The organism is Pedobacter alluvionis, from assembly GCF_003664035.1.
Taxonomy (GTDB): domain Bacteria; phylum Bacteroidota; class Bacteroidia; order Sphingobacteriales; family Sphingobacteriaceae; genus Pedobacter; species Pedobacter alluvionis.
In genome coordinates this window covers 71681-92789 of record NZ_RCCK01000016.1, presented here as the reverse complement: position 1 = coordinate 92789, position 21109 = coordinate 71681, and the positions used below count along the sequence as shown (strand labels likewise).

Annotated in this window: 20 protein-coding genes; 13 read left to right on the top strand and 7 right to left on the bottom strand. The window is 37.7% G+C overall.

Annotated features, from left to right (window positions below; genetic code table 11):
* Positions 1–127: 127 nt before the first annotated feature.
* The 3 genes from BCL90_RS24375 to BCL90_RS24365 all read right to left on the bottom strand — a co-directional run bounded on the left by BCL90_RS24375 (position 128) and on the right by BCL90_RS24365 (position 3133).
* Positions 128–1072 (bottom strand): FecR family protein, encoded by a 945-nt coding sequence (locus tag BCL90_RS24375; RefSeq protein ID WP_121287913.1) that lies wholly within the window; start codon positions 1070–1072, stop codon positions 128–130.
* 63 nt (positions 1073–1135) lie between these two features.
* Positions 1136–1699 carry an RNA polymerase sigma-70 factor gene (locus BCL90_RS24370; protein ID WP_394341723.1) on the bottom strand — a complete coding sequence of 188 codons (564 nt, stop codon included), beginning with the start codon at positions 1697–1699 and terminating at the stop codon, positions 1136–1138.
* Between the two features lie 429 nt (positions 1700–2128).
* Positions 2129–3133, bottom strand: coding sequence for an LLM class flavin-dependent oxidoreductase (locus BCL90_RS24365; RefSeq protein WP_121288010.1), 1005 nt, complete (start codon positions 3131–3133; stop codon positions 2129–2131).
* Between the two features lie 433 nt (positions 3134–3566).
* On the opposite strand from BCL90_RS24365, the gene BCL90_RS24360 reads away from it, so the two are divergent.
* Positions 3567–4292, top strand: coding sequence for a LytR/AlgR family response regulator transcription factor (locus tag BCL90_RS24360; RefSeq protein WP_121287911.1), 726 nt, complete (start codon positions 3567–3569; stop codon positions 4290–4292).
* A 25-nt stretch (positions 4293–4317) separates the two neighbouring features.
* Here BCL90_RS24360 and BCL90_RS26145 read toward each other — a convergent pair whose 3' ends face one another.
* Entirely contained in the window at positions 4318–4449 is a 132-nt protein-coding gene (locus BCL90_RS26145) for a hypothetical protein (RefSeq protein ID WP_262707560.1), read from the bottom strand.
* Between the two features lie 77 nt (positions 4450–4526).
* On the opposite strand from BCL90_RS26145, the gene BCL90_RS24355 reads away from it, so the two are divergent.
* Positions 4527–5666 (top strand): sensor histidine kinase, encoded by a 1140-nt coding sequence (locus tag BCL90_RS24355; protein WP_121287910.1) that lies wholly within the window; start codon positions 4527–4529, stop codon positions 5664–5666.
* Positions 5667–5885: 219 nt separating this feature from the next.
* Positions 5886–6512, top strand: coding sequence for a hypothetical protein (locus tag BCL90_RS24350; RefSeq protein ID WP_121287909.1), 627 nt, complete (start codon positions 5886–5888; stop codon positions 6510–6512).
* Positions 6513–6551: 39 nt separating this feature from the next.
* Here BCL90_RS24350 and BCL90_RS24345 read toward each other — a convergent pair whose 3' ends face one another.
* Complete coding sequence (locus BCL90_RS24345; protein ID WP_121287908.1) at positions 6552–7439, bottom strand: sugar phosphate isomerase/epimerase family protein; 888 nt, start codon at positions 7437–7439, stop codon at positions 6552–6554.
* 212 nt (positions 7440–7651) lie between these two features.
* Here BCL90_RS24345 and BCL90_RS25855 point away from each other — a divergent pair, with 212 nt between their 5' ends.
* Positions 7652–7789 (top strand): hypothetical protein, encoded by a 138-nt coding sequence (locus tag BCL90_RS25855; RefSeq protein WP_166792277.1) that lies wholly within the window; start codon positions 7652–7654, stop codon positions 7787–7789.
* Between the two features lie 399 nt (positions 7790–8188).
* On the opposite strand, the gene BCL90_RS24340 is transcribed toward BCL90_RS25855, so the two are convergent.
* A complete protein-coding gene (locus BCL90_RS24340) occupies positions 8189–9559 on the bottom strand; it encodes a YeiH family protein (protein ID WP_121287907.1) in 1371 nt (456 codons plus the stop codon).
* Positions 9560–9889: 330 nt separating this feature from the next.
* Between BCL90_RS24340 and BCL90_RS24335 the strand changes: the two genes are divergently transcribed.
* Genes BCL90_RS24335 through BCL90_RS24305 form a run of 7 tightly spaced genes read left to right on the top strand, consistent with a single transcriptional unit; the run spans position 9890 to position 18378 of the window.
* Positions 9890–11137 (top strand): efflux RND transporter periplasmic adaptor subunit, encoded by a 1248-nt coding sequence (locus BCL90_RS24335; RefSeq protein WP_121287906.1) that lies wholly within the window; start codon positions 9890–9892, stop codon positions 11135–11137.
* 4 nt (positions 11138–11141) lie between these two features.
* Entirely contained in the window at positions 11142–12602 is a 1461-nt protein-coding gene (locus tag BCL90_RS24330) for a TolC family protein (protein ID WP_121287905.1), read from the top strand.
* Between the two features lie 26 nt (positions 12603–12628).
* Positions 12629–13294, top strand: a complete 666-nt coding sequence (locus BCL90_RS24325; RefSeq protein WP_121287904.1) for an ABC transporter ATP-binding protein — start codon at positions 12629–12631, stop codon at positions 13292–13294.
* 9 nt (positions 13295–13303) lie between these two features.
* The gene (locus tag BCL90_RS24320; protein WP_121287903.1) at positions 13304–14536 is read left to right on the top strand and encodes an ABC transporter permease; all 1233 of its coding nucleotides are present in this window, start codon (positions 13304–13306) and stop codon (positions 14534–14536) included.
* Positions 14537–14555: 19 nt separating this feature from the next.
* The gene (locus BCL90_RS24315; protein WP_121287902.1) at positions 14556–15737 is read left to right on the top strand and encodes an ABC transporter permease; all 1182 of its coding nucleotides are present in this window, start codon (positions 14556–14558) and stop codon (positions 15735–15737) included.
* A gap of 18 nt (positions 15738–15755) precedes the next feature.
* The gene (locus BCL90_RS24310; protein ID WP_121287901.1) at positions 15756–17129 is read left to right on the top strand and encodes a sigma-54-dependent transcriptional regulator; all 1374 of its coding nucleotides are present in this window, start codon (positions 15756–15758) and stop codon (positions 17127–17129) included.
* Positions 17113–18378 (top strand): sensor histidine kinase, encoded by a 1266-nt coding sequence (locus BCL90_RS24305; RefSeq protein ID WP_121287900.1) that lies wholly within the window; start codon positions 17113–17115, stop codon positions 18376–18378. Before BCL90_RS24310 ends, BCL90_RS24305 begins: the two co-directional genes overlap by 17 nt.
* 47 nt (positions 18379–18425) lie before the next feature.
* On the opposite strand, the gene BCL90_RS24300 is transcribed toward BCL90_RS24305, so the two are convergent.
* Positions 18426–18893, bottom strand: a complete 468-nt coding sequence (locus BCL90_RS24300) for an Lrp/AsnC family transcriptional regulator (RefSeq protein WP_121287899.1) — start codon at positions 18891–18893, stop codon at positions 18426–18428.
* Between the two features lie 591 nt (positions 18894–19484).
* On the opposite strand from BCL90_RS24300, the gene BCL90_RS24295 reads away from it, so the two are divergent.
* Together BCL90_RS24295 and BCL90_RS24290 are read left to right on the top strand one after the other, a co-directional pair.
* On the top strand, positions 19485–19988 hold the full coding sequence (locus BCL90_RS24295; protein WP_121287898.1) for a hypothetical protein: 504 nt from the start codon (positions 19485–19487) through the stop codon (positions 19986–19988).
* Entirely contained in the window at positions 19972–20727 is a 756-nt protein-coding gene (locus BCL90_RS24290) for an oxygenase MpaB family protein (RefSeq protein ID WP_121287897.1), read from the top strand. Before BCL90_RS24295 ends, BCL90_RS24290 begins: the two co-directional genes overlap by 17 nt.
* Positions 20728–21109: the final 382 nt, after the last annotated feature.

Below are 21109 nucleotides of genomic sequence, written 5' to 3'. Positions count from 1 at the left end.
TGTTTTCATTGCTTAATTTGTTTGATTTTATTTTTGTAAAGCTTTAATTATACTGGCTTTTGTTGCCAGGAAGAAAGATTGCGGCAAACGATCTGATCGGCACCGTAGAAAATTTCTATATCCTATCTCATCTGTATATATTAAATGTTTTATGATTTTTTGATGCATTGAATCTGAGGTGATGCAGACTGCAGATAATATCCAAAATCTCTTCAGGCGATTGTTTGCTGCTGAAAGATGCAGTAGTTTTAAGTTTGCCTAAAGCCGTATCGTTCAGCAAAATTTTAATGCTGTAAACATATTGGAGTTTAGAGATCACCTGATCGAGATTCGCACCATCGAAAGCGAACTTGATGAAAGCAGATGCTTTGATTTTACGGATGGCAGCGCGACCATCATTTTTATCGTAAGTTAAAAACTCATCCTTAACCAGCGTAGCCAGGTTGCCTTTCTGATTGCTCACTGCAACTTTACCCGTAACTACCACAACCTCAAGCTGTTTATTGTCCTGATAAGATTTGACTTTGAAAGAGGTCCCTAAAACTTTAATGTCTACCCCAGCGCTTGTATGTACTGTAAACGGCCTTTTTTCCTGATGTGCAATATCAAAAAAAACTTCCCCTTCCTTAAGTGCAATATGGCGGCTGTTTGAAGCAAAGGCTTTAGGATAGCAGAGTTTTGCTGACGGCCCCAACAAAACCACCGAACCATCTGATAAAGTAATTCGCTTCTTTTGTGTACTTCCGGTAACTACGGTTACCTGATTTTCAGAAACCACGTTGGTATTGAGTTTCCAAACGCTTATTCCAATTGTAATGATGAAGAATACAGCGGCGGCAATCCTTATAAAAGACTGAAGTTTGAATACTTTGCCGCGTTCTGGCTTCCCATGCATAGCGATCTGAAGGTTAGCGAACATTTGCGCCCCTATCGCTGCTTTCCGATCGGCGGATAACACCACATCTTTTGCCTGAAGTGTGGCGTACCACTCTTCAACTTTTTTTTGCTCTTGCGGACTAGCCTGCTGATCGAGATATTTCTGCAGCAGTTCCTTTGCCTGTTCTTCTGTCATTTAAATACATGTCAGTTGAAAAGAAGATCGGTACTAACCAAAAATGTTATCTATAGATTAACTTTATGTTAAGCCAATCAATACAGCAATTAACAGGATATAGGAAAGACTTTTCTTAAGAAGCTTTATTGCTGCAGAGATCTGGTTTTTTACCGTTTGTACAGAAATTTCGAGTTCAGCAGCGATTTCTTTGATGGATTTCTCCTGTTTCCGGCTCATCGAAAATACCAATTGCATTTTTTCGGGTAAAAGCGCAATGGCGGCATCTACCTCCTGGTAAAGCTCTTTTAAAATTAATTTATCATCAGCCGCAGCAATATGCTGCTCATCCATAAGGGCTGTAAGCGCAGCTTGGTGCTGTTCTTTAATACTGCCCGACCTAAAATAGTTAATTACTTTATATTTTACAGCGCCATGGAGATAAGCACCGAGACTTCCAGACAGGTTAATCGCTTTATGATTTTCCCAAAGTGAAATGAAAATCTCCTGGGTAATATCCTGTGCAAGGGCTTCATCACCCGTTTTTTTTAGTGCAGCATCAAAAATATCTTCCCAATAAAACTGGTAGATTTTTTCCATGGCCCGATGGCTTCCGCACTGTAAAGATGAAAGTAAAGTTTCGCTCAAGGGATGGTGCTTTTTTTCACTGCAAAGCTACCAGCTCAATATTCCCTTATTATTAAGAAATCTTAAAGAGTAAGTGATGATGGAAAATGTAAGATGTAAAATGGGCGGGATTCTGCGCGCTTCAGCGATATCTGCAGGAACATTAAGCGATTAGCTCCCACAGATTTAAGAAGACTACCGCGGAACTTGTATCGGACTAACTTTGTGTTCTCTGTGATTTTTTCTCTGTGAACTCGGTGGTGAATGAAGGAAAAGGTAAGATGGACAGGGTTCTGCGCACATCTTCGATATCTTCTATAAAACGGTCGTCATCTCGACTGAAGTGCAACGGAATGGAGAGGTCTAACTAGATAGATTTCTCGACTGCGTTGCACTCCGCTCGAAATGACAAATTATGAAGGAGACATATTCGCAATGACTCCTAATCGCTTACCCAAACAACCCTGCAAAAATTTTATTCGAATGCAATTTTGCCTGATGATCATAAATATGCGAGGTGCTCATGATTTCGTTTATACCATATTTAGCAACAAATGTTTCTAAATTTTCTTTAATGGTATTGCCGCTGCCAATAAAAGAATAATACAACATCTGCTCTACGGCTTCTTTTTCCAACTGATCCCAATATACATTAATATTATCAACAGCAGGCTTTAGTAATTCTCTTTTGCCTGTTATTACACCTAAAAACATCCGTTTTACAGAGCTTGATAAACGTTCTGCTTCTGCATCGGTATCTGCAGCCACCACATTCACACAGGCCATTACATAGGGTTCCTGTAAAAATGCTGATGGTTTAAAATTATTTCTATAAATGGATATCGCCTGTTCGAAATAGGTTGGGGCAAAATGACTTGCAAAAGCATAAGGAAGTCCTTTCTCTGCAGCTAAGCGTGCGCTATCTGTACTCGAACCTAAAATCCAGATTGGAATATCCAGGCCTTCTCCTGGCATGGCCCTTACACTTGCACGGTTATTACTGGCAGAGAACAACTGTTGCAGTTTTTCAATATCCCTGGGAAAGCTATGAGCAGCATTAAAGTTTTCGCCGCGGATGGCCATTGCGGTAACCTGATCGGTTCCTGGTGCCCTACCCAAACCCAGATCGATCCGATTAGGATAAAGTGAGGCCAATGTACCAAATTGTTCTGCTACAATTAAGGGTGCGTGATTGGGCAGCATAATACCTCCGGAACCTACGCGTATATTATTGGTATTACCGGCAATATAACCAATAAGTACCGCCGTTGCCGAACTGGCTACACCAGCCATATTATGGTGCTCGGCAAACCAGTAACGTGTATACCCTAAAGTTTCAGATTGTTTAGCTAAATCGAGACTGGTTTTAAAGGTATCTGCAGCAGTAAAACCATCTAAAACGGTTGCAAGATCGAGAACGGAATAAAGTACATTTTTCAATAAGTGATCAGCCATAAATAAAAGGGATAAAATCTGTATTGCAAAAATATCTTTAATAAAACCAAGTCTCGTTTTAAATGAATATATATGACGTTTAGCCAACATAATGAGTACCGCACGTTGCAATATATTGACACAAAAAATGAAAAGGCATAATTAATCAGCTACAACTACACAGGTGTAGGGATATGTATATTCTTGTAACAAAGAGGACGAGCCTGTGCTCTTAATTTGAATAAATTTCAAACTTATAATAGATTAGCAAACCCATTAAAGGTGGAATATATTTTATGGATTGTGGCTATTGCCTGCATCTAGTAAACTTAATTGATAAATTATGCTTTGAATTAGTGAATATGGGAAAAATTAAAAATTAAAGCGTACAGATAGTATTCTTTTCGTTACAAAAAGGCGTAATTTCGTTATAAGAGAACCAGATTTTTTGAAGATGATTAAGTGCATAGCCATAGATGACCAGTACAGTTCCTTAGTGGGACTACAGAAATATATAGAAGATACTCCAAACATGCGGCTTGTGCAGCAATATACTGACCCAATTACTGCCTTAAGGGAGCTAGCCACTTCAGAAACGGTTGATATAATTTTTATGGACGTGGAAATGCCCCAAATTTCAGGCCTGGAACTGGCCAAAGCCATTCGCTTCAGAACCAGAAAACTCATCTTCACTACTTCACACCAGGAGTATGCTTTTGATGCTTTTGAAGCAGCAGGTGACGCTTATTTGCTTAAACCATATAGCTATGCTAAATTTGCCACCACAATTACCCGGCTTTTCGGACATGAAATGACTGGCGGGGCTAACGAAGATTATTTTCTGGTGAAAAACAAGGAAGAAGAGCACCGTGCGGTAATGGTTAAATATGAAGATATTATTGCCTTTGAAAGTTTTCATAATTATATTAAATTACATACCCTGGGAAAAATAATTATTGCTTACTTAAGTTTAAAAGATGTTCGGGAACAGCTTAGCATTAAAAACGGTTTTATCCAATTACACCGTGGTTATATCGTAGCCATTGATAAGATTTTGTATATTGATGGCAATCGGATTACCATGAACAACCACATTAGTTTTACCGTTGGAGATATTTATCATAATGAATTCAAAAGTTTTATTTCCGAAAGGTTAATCATCAGTAGCCGCAAAAAATAACGGCTACTGATGAACCAGAATAGTATTAATATATTCCGGAAGTAGTCGTAACTCCTGACGTGGTTGGTTCGGAAACGGTTGTTGGTCTATTTATCTTTGCACTATATTTTTTTTTAAATACAAAAAGTGTTCTTTTAGCTAATTTTTGAGTTTTCATAATTTGTTTTTTTTTGAAAACTAGCTGCGATGGCACGGTATAACTTTAATCGTTACACAAATAGTAAATAAGTCTTTATGAATAGGTTAAAATGGAGCAATACTATGTTGCGAAACTGGCTGCACACTTACCGGATACACATAATTGCATGGGCCGTATTTATCATCTGGGAAACGCTAATTATTCTTTATTTCACAGGTATTTTAGGAACATTCGGCAACTATGCTATTCATTATATGATTAACATGACCTTATTTTACACCTATCCCTTACTGATAGAAAAAGCAACAGCGTTTCCTAAAGGAGCCGTATGGAAGGTTCCTCTAGTTGTTATCTTTACAATTTCAATTTATTTAGGTGTAGTTACTGGTGTTGACATTCTGTTAAATACTTATACCAATATTTTACCAGGGGAATTGCCGAATTTTAGGATCAGAATATCCAGGGTGCTTTATAGAGGTTCATTTTTCCTGCTTTTTTCTACAGGTTACTATTTTCTAAAGCAGTTTATCAGTGAAAGGACAGAAAAATCCCGTATCGAAAAACAGCGTTTTCAAATGCTTATTGAGAAGGAAAAGATGGATAAAGAACTGGCCATGTCCAAAAATGCTTTCATGAAAGCACAGATCAATCCCCATCTGCTTTTTAATACATTTGAGTTTGTGCACCAAAAACTAAGTGCTTACGCTCCGGAAGATGCCAAAGTAATGCTTTACCTTTCCGACATGATGCGCTTTGCAGCGAACACGCAACACAATGAAGGTGATGTCCGTTTAAGTGATGAAATTTCGCAGTGTGAAAACCTGATCTGCCTGCACCGAATTACCCAAGGTGCAATTTATATTGAGTTTGCCAGCGGACCTGACCTTGATGAAATTAAATTAATTCCACTTGTTTTGCTTACTATTTTAGAAAATATGTTTAAACATGGAAACCTTAACGAGATAGAAAATAAGGCCACTATAGATGTTTACACTTTTGATGGCAAATTGCATATTGAGAGCCGTAATTTACCGAGATCAATAAAAAGCAAGGTAGGCTTTGGTTCAGGAATGGATAATATCAGTAACCGACTCAAATATGCCTACCATCAAAATGCAGAAATGACCGCAGGAATTGACGAAGAAGGTTTCTACACTTTAAATATCAGTATTTCCTTAGATGCATTAACAACAGAAGCTAAAGGTAAAAAGAGTGAACAAGTTATTTCCTTTTAACAATTAAATTACGCTGAAATAATAGGCCTAAACTACTGGTCCTGCTCCATAGATTTTATACATCAAAGCCATACCTTCACGTATAATCATAAATGACAAATAACTTAACTACCAAAAAGTTGATTTTTATCATCAAAAAAAATTAAAAAAATACAAACAAACCGTAATATTAAATCTACAGAAATTCGTTTAGTAGGATTAAAAACTTATTTTTGCAGTATGAAATTTATCAAATCAACCGCTCTAATATTTTCTTTAATTACCTCATTTTCTTGCTTAACAATTGGTGCTCTTGCCCAAAATAATCCAACAGAACCAGCTAACATTTCCGAGAATATAGAGAAATTGGACGGAAATGCGATCATTAAGCGACTGGCAGATCAGCACAATTCATATAATAAAAATTTTTCAGACAATAACTTTCCAAAGGAAGAATACATCATAAACAGAAAAAACTTAACCCTGATTAGTTTTAATGGCTTAGATTATTATGTAAAAAACAACAAGGTAATAGCTATTCAGGGGTTAAATCTTTCGGATAAAGTATTGAACCAAATTACAGACAAACTGGTTGTTTTAGATAGTATCCAATTTAACCTCTGTGCGTGTTCAAATGCTGAACGCTTTAATCCAAATGCAGATCTTCAAAAGATCAGGCATAACGAACGTAAATTTATGCTTACGCTTAAAATGTTATCAAGCACCGTGCGAGACATAGCTACACTTGCTAAAAAAGAAAACCCATCTTTAACTGTTGAAACCAGCATTGCAAAAATGCGTTTACCAAATATTGATCATACTGCAGATAAAACAAACACCCAATCGTTAGTTTTATTATCTAAATAACCGCATTTACATCCCTTATTGCAATTAGGAAAGAAATAATCAATCCGTTTTCTTTTCTGAATATACTTCTGCAATCTGAGCAGACAGATATTTAAAAGCAAGTGGCATTTCGGTAGCTGCATTTTTGATGCTTCCCTCAATAAAAATGAACCCTTTATAGTTTATTTTGTGCAAAGCTCTTAAATAAGGTTTAAAATCGTCGCCCATAACACCAGGCAATGTCCTGCTTTGTTTTTCTGCAACCTCTGAAAATCCAATCAATTCACCTGCCTCAATAATTTCATTAGGAGATTCTCCTTCACGCATCATATGAAATATATCGGCGTTAAGTTTGAAATTAGGGTGATCAACTTCCCTCACAATTTCTGCTGCCAACTTTAATGAGGTGATAAAGTTAGTTTCGGTAGTCTCAAGGTTTTCTAATAAAATGGTAACCTTATATTTTCCGGCAATTCGCGCTAGCTTTCCAGCTAAAATAACGAAGTCAGATTTTGCCTTAACGATATTATAATCTGCGGGAATGCTCCTCGCACCAGAGCTGCCCAAAACGATAAACTTAACTCCTGCCTTACCGGCTCTCGAAAGAACAGTTTCGGTATAAGTTAAAACCTCCGCCTCATCTACCTCCGGACCAGCTATTTTTAAACTTGCGGGGTAAAAAAGATTACAGCTTAGCACTTTACATTTTGCAGCCTTAATCTTTTTTAAATTGGCATTAAACTGATCATCGCTTAATGCAGGTGAAAGTATCTTCGGAACCGATTCGCCGATCACCTTAAAACCAGAAGCATAAGCTAAACTATCCTGTGTTAAACCAGATACAATGCCTAAACTCGGATACACCTGTTTATCAGAACTAAAACCACAAAAACCGATATAAATCAGGCAAATCAAAAAAGCCAGATAGCTAAATTTTGTACTTCTCATATTGTTATTCAAATGATTTGGTTAAAAATGGATTCTCAAGGTTCTCCCCTCGCCCAATTAAACGAATAGCTTAGCTATAAGCGCCGGAGATCCTTGTTTAAAGATAATATAAAATCTGCCCATTAAGTTTTGTATCAGTAAAATCACATATTGGAAGTAAACAAAATAAGCAGAGTTTATATACCGTAATCGAAAACAACGCCGATCTAAAATTGAGCGGAGCTACTGAAAAACATAACCTGGTAATGGGTAAAACACCAAAATTGAACCTGGATCGATTTGCTGCACTAACCACAGAAATGACTAACCCGGATACAAATGCACTTCAAATTGTTGCATTGGTAAAATAACAAAACAAAAAGAGTAAAAAAGAGGCTGTCTCATAAATATAGAATTGTCATCCTAAGGATTAATTAATTGTTTAAAATCAATATGAGTGACGTACTATTGTCTCCTCTTATCCTACGGCGCGGTCTTGCCTCGGCTCGCCGCCGCCGAAAGGCTCTTTCTTTTTGTTGTCAAAAAGAAACAAAAAACACCGGCTGAAAATTTTTCTTTCGAAGCTAGTAGGTTGGCTTGGACAGTGCAGCCCGAAAAATTTGTTAGGCCGGATTTAAGTAGAACGGAGATATCGTGCTATGGCCTAGCTGGGCGGAAATACTAAAGTAATTAAAGCTATGATTAATAATGATTTGTAAAATAATGTCAATGTAGCTTTTCGATGGACTAGAGTAAACCCAATGCTTCAGCTATTTAAAATCAGGCACAGGTAATAAATATCCGCCAAATAAAATGTACGACCATAAAAGTGTCCAGAATATATTGAATATTTGCGCGGTAACAAAAGTAAGTGCGGGTTTCCCTCCCTGAAGTTTTACCAATGATGAAAATTTGGCTTCCATTCCAATAGAAATAAATGCGATTGCAAACCACACGGTGCGTAAACCATTTAAGGTTGGCGCAACACTTTTTGCCGCTGCAGGAGATAAAAGAAAAGAAAATACTAAAGATGCCGCAACAAAACCCAATACAAATTTCGGGAATCGCTCCCACACAATTTTCAATCCCGGGCGTTCTGCTTTAAGGATTACGCCATCATCACCCTTAGGTTTTTTATAGGCCCACCATATTGCGATAAAAAATGCAGCGACACCAATAAAAACATTCTGCGAAAACTTGGCAATAACACCCGCTTTAACAGCTATTGGACCAACCAAATCGCCTGCAGCAGTTACGGTTGCCGTGGTATCTAAAGTACCGCCAAGCCATGCACCTCCAATTACTTCAGGTATATGAAAATACTTTACCGCCCAAGGCAAAATGATCATCATTGGGATAGCCATAATCAATACTAAAGTGGTTACATAAGACAATTTCCGTTTATCGCCATTAATGGCGCCAGCTGCTACAATTGCAGCAGAAACCCCACATATAGATACTGCTGACGCTAATATCACACCAAATTCATCATCAACTTTTAACTTGCGGCTCAACCACATCGAAAAAAACCATACTACGGTAACAACAATAACCGCCTGTATAATACCAGGTAAACCGGCTTTAATCAAATCGGCCGACAAAATAGTAGTTCCCAATATGACTAAACCTGTCTTAATATAAAACTCAGATCGTACCGCTTCTTTTAGCCAGGATGGCAACTTGATTAAGTTACCTAACGCAATACCGATAAGCAATGCAAATACCACATATTCCAATCCAAAATAGGATACACTTTTATTGCCTCCGATAATAAAGGAAACAATGGCTAACAAATAGATAAGCACAAAACCACCAGCAAACCGTGCAACATTACCTCCTGATAAACCTATAGCTACTGAAGCTAAAGCCAGAAAAACAGCACCCATTTCAACAATCCGCAATAAGTTAGCTGCTGATAATATCTTGCCCAAAAGATCTTCACTGTTTGTCCATTTAAATGCCGGCAAACTGATTGCAGTGCCATTGCTGGTTAAATAAAGTACCGTGGCAATGATCACTGTTCCCAATATCACCGCCCACCAATCTTCGGTGAGTGATTGCAGAAATGTTTTCTTATCCGGGCTTATCCCCGCATCTGTTAAGGCTCCGGTAGTATCAGCTGAGTTATTTTGGTTCGACATAGTATGATGTTAATTTGAGTTCAGTTCTAAAAAATACTTTTTGTGGCATTTGGCAGGCTACAACAAGCGAATATGATCTTGTTATAAGATAAACCGTTACCCAATATCTAACTAAAGTAGTTATTCAGCAAGATTTTATCCGTAACAAATATTTGACCTTAAATCCTTTATCGCAAATCTGTTCACAACCCAGCATTTCATTTTTTTGCCCGATAATAAACAGGATGTTCGATATCGGGCATTTCTAAATCCAAAACAAAAATTAAACAACTAATAAACAACAACTTAACAATGGCACCCCTATTGTAAAGCCTGGTGTAAATTATTTAAATGGACAAACTCATTGAAGAAGAAGTTTCTTCGAAAAGGAAAAAGAAAACTTACCTCATCATTTTTATCATCATCATTATTCTCGCGGTTATTGTATGGCTGGTGCGGTTTTATTTTAAGCCATCGCTAACCGATGCTGATATTAATACAGCCAGGGTAGAGACCGGAATAATCGAAAATACCATTAATGCTACCGGCGAGGTACTACCTGAATTCGAAGAGGTTTTAACAAGTCCGATAAATGCATCGATTAAAAATGTATTAATGGATGCCGGTAACAAAGTAAATAAAGGTCAATCGATTTTATCGCTTGACAAATCGGTTAGCCAAACGGATTATGGAAAACTTCAGTTTCAAATGGAATCAAAAGAAAATGAGATCCGTAAGCTGAAACTGGATCTGGAGAAGAGTTTTTTCGATATCAAATCCAATAACAGCATTAAACAATTACGCATCAGTAACCTTAAAGATGCGGTTTCTTCAGCTAAAAGATTATTAAAAGCCGGCGGCGGAACAAAGGAAGATGTAGAACGTGCAGAACTTGACTTAAAAGTTGCTGAACTGGAAAAACTTCAACTGGAAAATGAGATCAGGAGCAAACAGCAGACCATGAAAATTGAAATCAGGGAAGCTGAAATTGCTTTGGCCATCCAGCGGAATGATCTTGATGCGCTAAAACGAAAACTCGATCTGGCTGATGTAATTGCAACAAGGCCCGGCGTAATTACCTGGGTAAACAAAAATATAGGTTCGAGTGTACATGAGGGTGATGCTTTAGTTAAAATTGCCGATTTAAGCGGTTTTAAAGTTGCGGGGAGCATGTCAGATAACCTGCTGGATAAAATCCACAACAATATGGCTGCCATTATCCGCATAGGCAATACACAGCTACGCGGCTCCATTGTAAACATCTCTCCTTCAGTAAGCAACGCCATTGTTTCATTCGATATTCAATTGAACCAAAAAGACAGTAAAGAACTTCGTCCAAACCAAAAAGTCGATGTTTTTCTGGTTACTGCCACCAGAAACGGCGTATTAAGGATTGCCAATGGTCCGGCATTTAATGGTTCTAACCTACAAGAAGTTTTTGTACTTAAAAATGGGATTGCTGAACGCAGAGCCGTTAAAACCGGTTTAAGCAATTTCGATTATGTAGAAATTTTAAGCGGATTAAAGGCCGGCGATGAGGTAATTACCTCAGATATGGGCGATTATAAAAACACAAAAACCATAACCATCAGTAATTAAGACTATGCGAGGGAAATTTTTATTTATGGGTTTATTGATCATGGTTACTTTGGAAGGTTTCGCATTGCCAAAAACAGACACCCTGAAATTCACCTTACAGCAGGTTGTGGAAATGGCGAAGGCAAATTCTATCGCCGCTAAACAGGCCATCACCGTAAAAGAAACCAAATATTGGGAGTGGCGCACATTTAAATCAAATTACCAACCACAACTCGCACTGGAAGGGATTTTACCGGGATACACCAAAACCTACACGCAGGTTCAACAGCCCAATGGAAGTATCCTTTTTCAACCGGTACACTACGATAACTCCTCATTGACATTAAATTTTAGCCAGAGCATAGCTGCTACCGGAGGAACTGTTTATGGAACCACACAGCTCCAACGTTTTGATGATTTCGACAGGAATAGCGTGCTTTACAATGGAATCCCATACGGCATTGGTTATACACAGCCCTTACTACAGTTTAACAGCCTAAAATGGGACAAGAAAATAGAACCATTAAAATTCAATGAAAGCAAACAGGTTTTTATAGAAACGCAGGAAAAAATCTCCATTACCGTTACAGAGTATTTTTTCGATTTGTTACTGGCACAGGTCAACCTGAACATTGCCGATTTAAATTATGGAAACACCAAACGCATTTTAACCATTGCCGGTACAAAATTCGAATTGGGCAAAATCTCTAAAAACGAAATGTTGCAGCTTCAGTTAGAAGTTTTAAATGCGCAGAAAGCAGTAGGTACCGCAAAACGCGATGTAGAAATTGCCACCTTAAACTTGCGGAGCTACATTGGCATTGAAGGCGACGACAGGATTAAACTGGATATGCCTGCAGTAGTGGCTCAAATGACCGTAATTACAGAGAAAGTTTTGGCCGAGGCTTTCGAAAACCGTTCGGATGCCATTGGCTTTATCCGCCGTTTGGCCGAAGCCAAAAGAGATGTAGCCAAAGCAAAAGGTGAAAATGGCTTAGTTGCAACCTTGAGTGCTAACCTCGGTTTCTCCAATGCGGCAAACAGCGCTTTCGACATCTACCGGTCGCCAAAAAACCAGCAATCCGTCGAATTAAAGCTTGCTATCCCTGTAATGGATTGGGGAAGATCTAAATCGCGTACCAAAACTGCTCAGGCCAACGAGCAATTTATCACCTACGCTGTAGAGCAGGATAAACAGACGTTTAAACAGCAGATTGTAACCCAGGTAACACTTTTTAATATGATGAAAGAACAAATCCTGCTTACTGATGAAGCCGAAAATATTGCTGCAGAAAAATATAAAATTGCCAGCGAGCGCTATGTTTTGGGCAATCTGAGCATTACGGACCTCAGTATCGCCTTTCAGGAAAACGACAGGGCAAAACGCGATTATGTTTCCTCCCTGCGCGATTTCTGGGGTGCTTACTATCAGCTCCGTTACCTCTCGCTTTACGATTTCGAAAAAAACAGAAAAATAACCTATTAATAAATCTTAATTACTAATTATACATTATGATTCGCTTACAAAACATTGAAAAAGTTTATCGGACCGATACAGTGGAGACACTTGCCATCAACGGAATCAGCCTGGATATTGCCAAAGGTGAGTTTCTTTCGATCATGGGTCCATCGGGCTGTGGTAAAAGTACGCTCCTGAATATCATGGGTTTACTGGATGAGCCATCAAAAGGAAACATTAAAATTGATGAACAGGATATCAGCCGGTTCTCTGATCAGAAACTGGCAAAATTCAGAAATCAAAAACTGGGTTTTATCTTTCAAAGTTATCACCTGATCAATGATTTGCGGGTATTGGACAATGTAGAATTGCCACTATTGTACCGTACTTCATCAGCCAAAGAACGAAAAGTGCTTGCTACTGCAGCTTTAGAAAAAGTTGGTTTAAGCAACCGCTTAAAACATTTCCCTACACAGCTCTCGGGCGGTCAGCGGCAGCGTGTGGCCATTGCAAGGGCTATTGTTGGCAACCCACAGATTATTTTAGCCGATGAACCCACCGGAAATTTAGATAGTGCCATGGGGAACGAGATTATGGATATCCTGATCAACCTGAATAAAAATGAAGGTACCACCATTGTGATGGTAACGCATGATGAAAGCATGGCACATAAAACACACCGTCTGGTACGTCTATTTGATGGTTCACAAGTTCAATAACCCGAAATCATGCTAAAAAACTACTTTAAAATAGCCTTGGCTGTATTGAAACGGAGAAAATTCTTCACCTTCATCAGCCTGTTCGGGATCAGCTTTACACTCACCATTTTAATGGTGGCAACCGCTTTTATGGATAAAATTTTAAGCCCTGATTACCCAGACTATAAAAGAATCCGCTCGCTTTACGTTTCCACAATGGAATATAAAAACACCAAAGAAGGTTGGATGAACAGAAGCGATGTTTCTTTTTATTTTTTCGAACATTATGTTTCTACCTTAAAAACGGTGCAAAAGATGGCCATTTCTTCTAATGCAAAAGCATCAAATGCTTATGTAAACAATAAAAAACTGGTAATCGAATACAAGTACACCAATGCCGATTACTGGAATGTACTGGAATACCAGTTTTTAGAAGGCAAAGCTTTTCAACAAAGAGAAATAGACAATGCAGAATTGGTTGCGGTAATTTCTGAAGAAACAAAAAAAGCTTATTTCGGTGATAGAAAAACCGTAATTGGCAAATATATATCAGCCGATAACATTAACTACAGGGTAATTGGAGTGGTAGAAAATGTGTCGAAAACGCTTTATAATTTTAGTGGTGATATGTACCTGCCCTACACGATTTCAAAAGATTATAAAGACATTGATTTAATGGGGGGATACAATGCCATATTGCTGGCCAAAAGTGAGGCTAATGTGCCTAAAATGAAAAAGGAATTTGATCAGATGGTTAAAAAATTACCATTACCGAAAGATTTCGACAAAATATATTGTAACGCCGATCCGTTTTTTGCCAATATAACCAGAAGAATCGCAGGTGATGGAACTTCTAATGGCTTAACAAAAGTGGTTTCGATCATTAGTCTTTTTACACTATTGTTTTTATTGCTGCCCACCATAAACTTAGTCAATATCAATATTACAAGAATTATGGAACGTTCCTCTGAAATTGGGGTACGCAAAGCATTCGGTGCATCTTCTAAAACCTTAGTATACCAGTTTATTGTAGAAAATCTAGTTCTTACTTTTTTAGGTGGCGTGATCGGGATTATTTTATCAGTAATTGTTATTCATTTGATCAATGGAGCAAATCTTATTTCGAACATGCACCTCAGCATGAATTTTACCGTATTGTTTTACAGCTTAATCGCCTGCATATTTTTTGGTTTATTTTCGGGTGTTTACCCCGCATGGAGAATGTCTAAATTAAATGTTGTAAAAGCCCTTAAAGCACAATAAACCATTAAAATATATTATTATGTTTAAACATTTATTTAAATTGATATGGAATAAACGGAGACAGAATTTCCTGTTTCTTTCCGAAATACTAGTTTCTTTTCTGGTTATATTTGCAGTTTTTTCATTCCTCACTTACTATTACCAAAACTACAGCAAACCATTGGGATTTGATTATAAAAGAGTTTGGTGTATTACTTACAACAATGGGGAGCTGACCAAAAATAATGATTCGCTAAAAATTTTCTACGATAACCTTCAAAAAGCTTTAAAATCAATGCCTCAGATAGAAGAAGTTGCATACTCTGGCGCTAACTACCCCTACTCAGATTCTTTTTCGAGTACGGGTTTAACACAAAATGGAAAAAAGTTCAATTATATAGCTAATTATACAGTTGGTATCGATTACAAAAAAGTATGGAATGTGCCATTATTGGAAGGCAGATGGTTTTTACCAGAAGATGTAGTTAGCAACAATAAAAATATCGTTATCAATGAAACACTTAAGAAACAGCTTTTTGGCAATGCACAAGCAACTGGGAAATTAATTGGTAATTACGATGAAAAAGAGAAGTTAAAGGTAATTGGAGTGATGCAAGACATTAAAGCAAGTGGTGATTTCTTGCCTGCTGGCAGCGCTATTTTTAACCCAATTGATACTGCTTTTCATAAATACACCCACAATATTTTAATAAAAGTGCGCGAGGGTGCAGATGCTACTTTTGAAAGTCAGCTGTATAAGTTTATGGCAAATACAGTAAAAAATGCGGTGGAAATAAAACACCTGGATGAAATGCGCAATTCGAAAAATAAGCAAACCATTATTCCAATGGTTATTTTTATCATTATTGCCAGTTTTTTGATTATCAATGTAGCATTGGGTTTATTTGGCGTATTGTGGTACAATATTAATAAGAGAAAAGGAGAAATCGGCTTGCGCAGGGCTATTGGTGCAAGCGGCCGATCGGTTTCTTATCAATTGGTTATGGAAGCGATTATATTGGCTACCATATCGTTACTGGTTGGTTGTTTTTTTGCTGGCCAATTCCCATTACTGAGTGTTTTTAATATTCCTGCAAGTGTTTATATCATTGCGATGCTCTTATCGGTGGCATTCATTTATCTATTGGTTTTGTTTTGCTCTTTATATCCCGGTAAACAGGCGGCTAACATCCATCCTGCTGTTGCATTGCATGAAGAATAACTTATCTTAACTTCGCATATGATATTAATTGTTGATGACGATATAGCTGTACGTACTTCACTTTCGCTTCTTTTAAAAAACACTGGGAATGAAATCGTAAGTACAGATAGTCCTGTTCAGGCTTTTGAGGTGGTAAAAACCCAAAAGCCTGAACTTATTATTCTGGATCTGAACTTTTCGATTGGTACTTCGGGTAAAGAAGGTATGGACCTGCTCAAAAAAATCAGGGATTTCGATGCCGCTTTACCCATAATATTGATCACGGGCTGGGCAAGCATCGAACTCGCTGTAGAAGGAATGAAACTGGGTGCAAATGATTTTATCAATAAACCATGGAACAATGAATATGTATTACAGTCGGTAGAAACGTTACTACAGTTAAACGGCAAAAAAGTAATATCAAGAAGCCGAAAAGAACTCGATAAAAAATATAATTTTAAGCAGATTATTGGCGAAGATCCGGGTTTGCTGACCATTCTTGAAACCGTTGGTCGTGTAGCATCTACCAATGCCTCAATTCTGATTACAGGTGAAAGTGGAACGGGAAAAGAACTGATTGCGGAAGCCATCCATGAAAACAGCAACCGCATGAATAAAGCTTTTGTAAAAGTAAACCTGGGCGGCATTTCTTCCTCTTTATTTGAGAGTGAAATGTTTGGCCATGTTCGGGGTGCATTTACTGATGCCCGTTTTGACAGAACAGGCCGTTTTGAAATGGCAAACAAGGGTACCATATTTCTGGATGAAATTGGCGACCTTGAAGCTTCGAGTCAGGTAAAACTATTAAGGGTACTGCAAGACAGAACTTACGAGGTTTTGGGCAGCAGCCGCACCAAAACGGTTGATACAAGGGTAGTTTGCGCCACCAATAAAAACCTGAACGAAATGGTGGCTTCGGGTCTATTCAGAGAAGATTTATTGTACCGGATCAATTTAATTACCATTCATCTTCCTGCTTTAAGAGAACGTCCATCAGATATTCCGTTACTTGTAAATTTCTTCATTAACAATATGAAAGAGATTTACAACCGTCCTGATTTATCCATCTCCTCAGCAGCAATGCGCTGGTTGCAACAACTGGCCTTGCCAGGAAACATCAGGCAGTTAAAAAACCTGGTAGAACGAACAGTATTGATCAGCCATAAAAATGAATTGGGAGTCGATGAATTTCAATCACAATTGAGTTTATCCCCTTTAAGGAACGAAAAAGTTAAATTGCCTGGCGTTGGCACGATGACTTTAGAGCAAATGGAAGCTGAAATGGTTAAACAAGCCATGAATTTCCATAAAAACAGGATTACAAAGGCCGCTGCATCTTTGGGTATTACGCGAAATGCACTTTACCGCCGGTTGGAAAAATATCAAATCCCTTTTAATGAAACTGAAGACTAAATATATCCTTTTTTTAGTGCTGCTCCACCTGATCTGTCTGGTGATGAGCTACTTAATTTTTAAAGAAAATAAGTTTATTTTCTTGCTTGCTGAGGTATTTATTATCATTTCGATATTGATTTCGCTGAGTTTATACAAACAGTTAATTGCGCCGCTTAGCTATTTGAGTCAGGGTGTTTCGGCAATAAAGGATAAAGATTTTAATGTTAAATTTCTGTCTACCGGCAAAAAGGAAGTAGATGAGCTGGTAGATGTTTACAACCGGATGATCGATGAACTTAGAACCGAACGGACCAAACAACAAGAACAGCACTTTTTTCTCGAAAAACTGATTCAAACCTCGCCTACCGGCATTATTATTTTAGATTACGATAAGCAGGTTAAACAGATTAACCCAAAAGCGACCGAAATTTTAAACAACAACCAGCATCTACTTGAAAACCAGATACATGAAATAAAAACAGGCAGTTCTAAAGTAGTGCGAGTTAACGGGGTGCATACCTACAAGATCCAGAAATCAAGGTTTATTGACCGGGGTTTTGAGCGTATTTTCATCATGATAGAAGAGGTAACTGCCGAAATTTTTGCGGCTGAGAAAGGTGTGTACAATAAAGTGATACGAATGATGGCACACGAAGTAAACAATACTATAGGACCGGTAAATTCGATCATCAATACCGCGCTGTCACAACAAAACCTCTGGCTAAACGAACAGGACTATTCTTTGAAAAATGCGTTAAAGGTTGCTGCAGACAGGAATCAGAACCTAAATATTTTTATGCGCAACTTTGCAGATCTGGTTAAACTACCAGCGGCAAACAGAAAAAAAATAAATCTGGTTGAGCTGATAAAATCGGTTACTGAGCTCATGTATTTTCCGGCAAACGAAAAAAATATTAAAATTGATTTCGAAAGTACCCATGAAAGCTATTTTATCTCGGCCGATGTTGAACAAATGGAACAGGCACTGATCAATGTTGTTAAAAATGCAATTGAAGCCATCGAAAATACAGGAAAAATTACGTTAACGTTAGATCAGTCTAAGCAAATGCTCACCATTTCAGATACCGGAAAGGGAATCTCTCAACAAGATACTGAACAGCTGTTCAGCCCATTCTTCAGCACTAAAAAAGATGGACAGGGAATTGGACTGACCTTAGTGCGCGAAATTCTTTTAAACCATAACTTTGATTTCTCGCTAAAAACAATACAACCTAACGAAACACAGTTTTCGATCAAGTTTACATGAGGTTGATCAGTTAGAAATCATTAAAGTAAAATATATTATTTTAAGCCCTAAACAGGCAGAGCAGTTTCGCGTTTGGCCTGTGTAATTACAAGTGAACTATTCAGGGTACCTATGTTATCTAAACGACCAAATTTATTGGTTAGAAAATCGTTATAAGCGACCATATTTCTGGCAACAACCTTTAGCATAAAATCAAAGCCGCCTGTAGTATGGTAACATTCCAATACTTCATCGAATTTGCTTACCTCCTGCTGAAATAACCTGAAGGTGTTAACAGAATGATTGGTAAGCTGAACCTGCAGATAGCAGATCATACAGTTGCCGAATTTATTGGGATCAATTAATGCCACCACAGATGAAATGAACCCTAAACGTTCCAGGCGTTTTACACGTTCCTGAATCGGAGATTTTGAAAGATGTAGTATAGCGGCAAGTTCTTTGTAGGTTAGCCTTGCATCTTTTTGTAAAAGTGCTAAAATATCTCTGTCAGTTTGGTCAGGAGTGTATAATTCCATTATAGTAGTTAGTCTATTTATTTCTTTTAGGCTTAGTTTTATAATGAATACCCAAATATATGAATACTCTCTATTAAACCCTTATGCAGATCATAAAAAAAAGAACAAAATTTTGCTTAAAAGTATAATTAAAACTACAAACGAAATTAAATTCCGCCAAAACCCACTCAGCAGGACATTTTCCCTATTTAACAACCCTCTTCGTTTTAATTGTCAATCCGAAGGATATTTGTTTGACAAATGAGACAACTGCCAGAAGCAGTGCGTTGATTTAGTTTAGTTAATGATAACAAGAGCGCCAGCGCGATGCTGGCGCTTTTGCTTTTTAAATTATACCCTTACCTGGTGTAAATTCACTTCAAGTAGCCCCCCCTGCTCCACCATCTTTAAGCACAACTCGCTCCCTATTTCCAATTTCAATACAATAAGATAAAAAAATTCATCATGTCGAAACCTTCAATTTTTTTTGGAATATTCAATTTTTAGTTTTTACTTTGAAACACAAAGCACTTTACTTAACATAGAAAAGTGAAGTAGTTTATTCCATCAGGTTTACAATATCTGCAAATCGATATTATCTAACAGCAAGCTATGCACAAAGAAGAACAAAAACTCAGGCAATATGCCAAAATATACATCTGTACAATTATTGCAGGATTGGCGGTAAGCGGATTAACTGCATTTCCCTTAGAAACCGAAATGGCCTATCTGGTTAAACATGTGGAAATTTTACCAATTAGCCTGCAACTTTGGCTTGGAGAAATTTATCATGCGCTCAAAATGACCAATCTACATTATCCATTTTTAAGTTATGGTACCGATTGGCTGGCTTTTGCGCATCTCATGCTGGCCCTGCTTTTTATCGGCCCATTAAAAGATCCTTTAAAAAACAAATGGGTGATCGACTTTGGTATGATCTGTTGTATTGCAATTATACCATTGGCTATAATTGCGGGAAATATCCGTCATATCCCCATATTTTGGCAAATGATTGATTGTTCTTTTGGCATTCTCGGAATTATCCCGTTGATACTATGCCGAATCAACATTAAAAAAATTGAAATATTAGAAGCGCATTATGGACTTTGTAGATAAACATTCCATCGTAAGGAAAATATGGGGCAATACAGATGTTGTTCTTTTTATTTTTGCTGGCGCCGCAGCAGAATTTAGCCTGAATAAAGCTGTTGATTGGTTGTATTTTACAGGCAAACTACCTAAAGATCCACTAGGAAGACTATTTTCTACCGTTGCTTATGCGCAAAAAATCGTATTTTCTACTTTAACTGAAGCCAATGCGGCGATAGATCAGATTAACATGATCCATCAGCATGTTGAAGCTGGAAGAAATGCTAAAATTCCAGATTGGGCCTATAGAGATGTATTATTTATGCTGATTAGCTATTCTATCCGCGCTTTTGAAGTGCTGGAAAGAAAACTTACTTTAATGGAAAAGGAGGAAATATTTACCACTTTCTATCAAGTTGGATACCGCATGAAAATAAACGGGCTCCCAACCGATTTTGCGGCATGGCAAATGATGCATGAACAACAGCTCCAGGAAAACTTAATTTATAGCTGCTTCTCTCATGATCTTTTTGATCAATATAAAAAACACCTCGGTGCGCTGAGGTATCTGTTAATGCGAAAAATACAGGCACTGATCGTTCCACTTAAAGTGAATGACTTGCTTAAACTCGGGGAAGGAAAACCTATTAAATCAGTGCTTGCTTTATATAAAATAAGCCGAAAACTGAAAGTGAACAAACCGTTACGAAACTTAATTCTTCCGGCAGCGTATAAGGCACAGATTTTGAACCTCGAAGCTTTTTAAGCATAATGAAGCTGTATCACAAAGTTAATTTCAACTCGTATTGTCACGTTGAGCTTGTCGAAACACCCTGCCAAGGCCTATTTAATCTAGTCCTTCGACAGGTTACCATTGAAAGAATCCAATAAAATGGTCGTCATTGCGAGTAACCATCAGGTCTGTAGCCTGAAAAAAATAGGAATGACGTACTATTGCAATTCCAAAAGTATTAGGTTTAAGATTTTGCATCCTGCAAAACTCATTGAGCTAAGATGTCTAAGATGGTCGTAAAATTTAAAGACTACGCAGTTTAATTAACCACCTTAGACACCTAAGAACATCTAATTCATTAAATAATCTTTTAAGCTTTCACACCATACAAAGAACATCTAAGCTTATATGTCCT

Coding starts and splice junctions, on each gene's coding strand:
- BCL90_RS24375 (WP_121287913.1), bottom strand. CDS start 1,072: ATGACAGAAGAACAGGCAAAGGAACTGCTGCAGAAATATCTCGATCAG.
- BCL90_RS24365 (WP_121288010.1), bottom strand. CDS start 3,133: ATGGCTGATCACTTATTGAAAAATGTACTTTATTCCGTTCTCGATCTT.
- BCL90_RS24360 (WP_121287911.1), top strand. CDS start 3,567: ATGATTAAGTGCATAGCCATAGATGACCAGTACAGTTCCTTAGTGGGA.
- BCL90_RS26145 (WP_262707560.1), bottom strand. CDS start 4,449: ATGAAAACTCAAAAATTAGCTAAAAGAACACTTTTTGTATTTAAAAAA.
- BCL90_RS24355 (WP_121287910.1), top strand. CDS start 4,527: ATGAATAGGTTAAAATGGAGCAATACTATGTTGCGAAACTGGCTGCAC.
- BCL90_RS24350 (WP_121287909.1), top strand. CDS start 5,886: ATGAAATTTATCAAATCAACCGCTCTAATATTTTCTTTAATTACCTCA.
- BCL90_RS24345 (WP_121287908.1), bottom strand. CDS start 7,439: ATGAGAAGTACAAAATTTAGCTATCTGGCTTTTTTGATTTGCCTGATT.
- BCL90_RS24340 (WP_121287907.1), bottom strand. CDS start 9,559: ATGTCGAACCAAAATAACTCAGCTGATACTACCGGAGCCTTAACAGAT.
- BCL90_RS24335 (WP_121287906.1), top strand. CDS start 9,890: ATGGACAAACTCATTGAAGAAGAAGTTTCTTCGAAAAGGAAAAAGAAA.
- BCL90_RS24330 (WP_121287905.1), top strand. CDS start 11,142: ATGCGAGGGAAATTTTTATTTATGGGTTTATTGATCATGGTTACTTTG.
- BCL90_RS24325 (WP_121287904.1), top strand. CDS start 12,629: ATGATTCGCTTACAAAACATTGAAAAAGTTTATCGGACCGATACAGTG.
- BCL90_RS24320 (WP_121287903.1), top strand. CDS start 13,304: ATGCTAAAAAACTACTTTAAAATAGCCTTGGCTGTATTGAAACGGAGA.
- BCL90_RS24315 (WP_121287902.1), top strand. CDS start 14,556: ATGTTTAAACATTTATTTAAATTGATATGGAATAAACGGAGACAGAAT.
- BCL90_RS24310 (WP_121287901.1), top strand. CDS start 15,756: ATGATATTAATTGTTGATGACGATATAGCTGTACGTACTTCACTTTCG.
- BCL90_RS24305 (WP_121287900.1), top strand. CDS start 17,113: ATGAAACTGAAGACTAAATATATCCTTTTTTTAGTGCTGCTCCACCTG.
- BCL90_RS24300 (WP_121287899.1), bottom strand. CDS start 18,893: ATGGAATTATACACTCCTGACCAAACTGACAGAGATATTTTAGCACTT.
- BCL90_RS24295 (WP_121287898.1), top strand. CDS start 19,485: ATGCACAAAGAAGAACAAAAACTCAGGCAATATGCCAAAATATACATC.
- BCL90_RS24290 (WP_121287897.1), top strand. CDS start 19,972: ATGGACTTTGTAGATAAACATTCCATCGTAAGGAAAATATGGGGCAAT.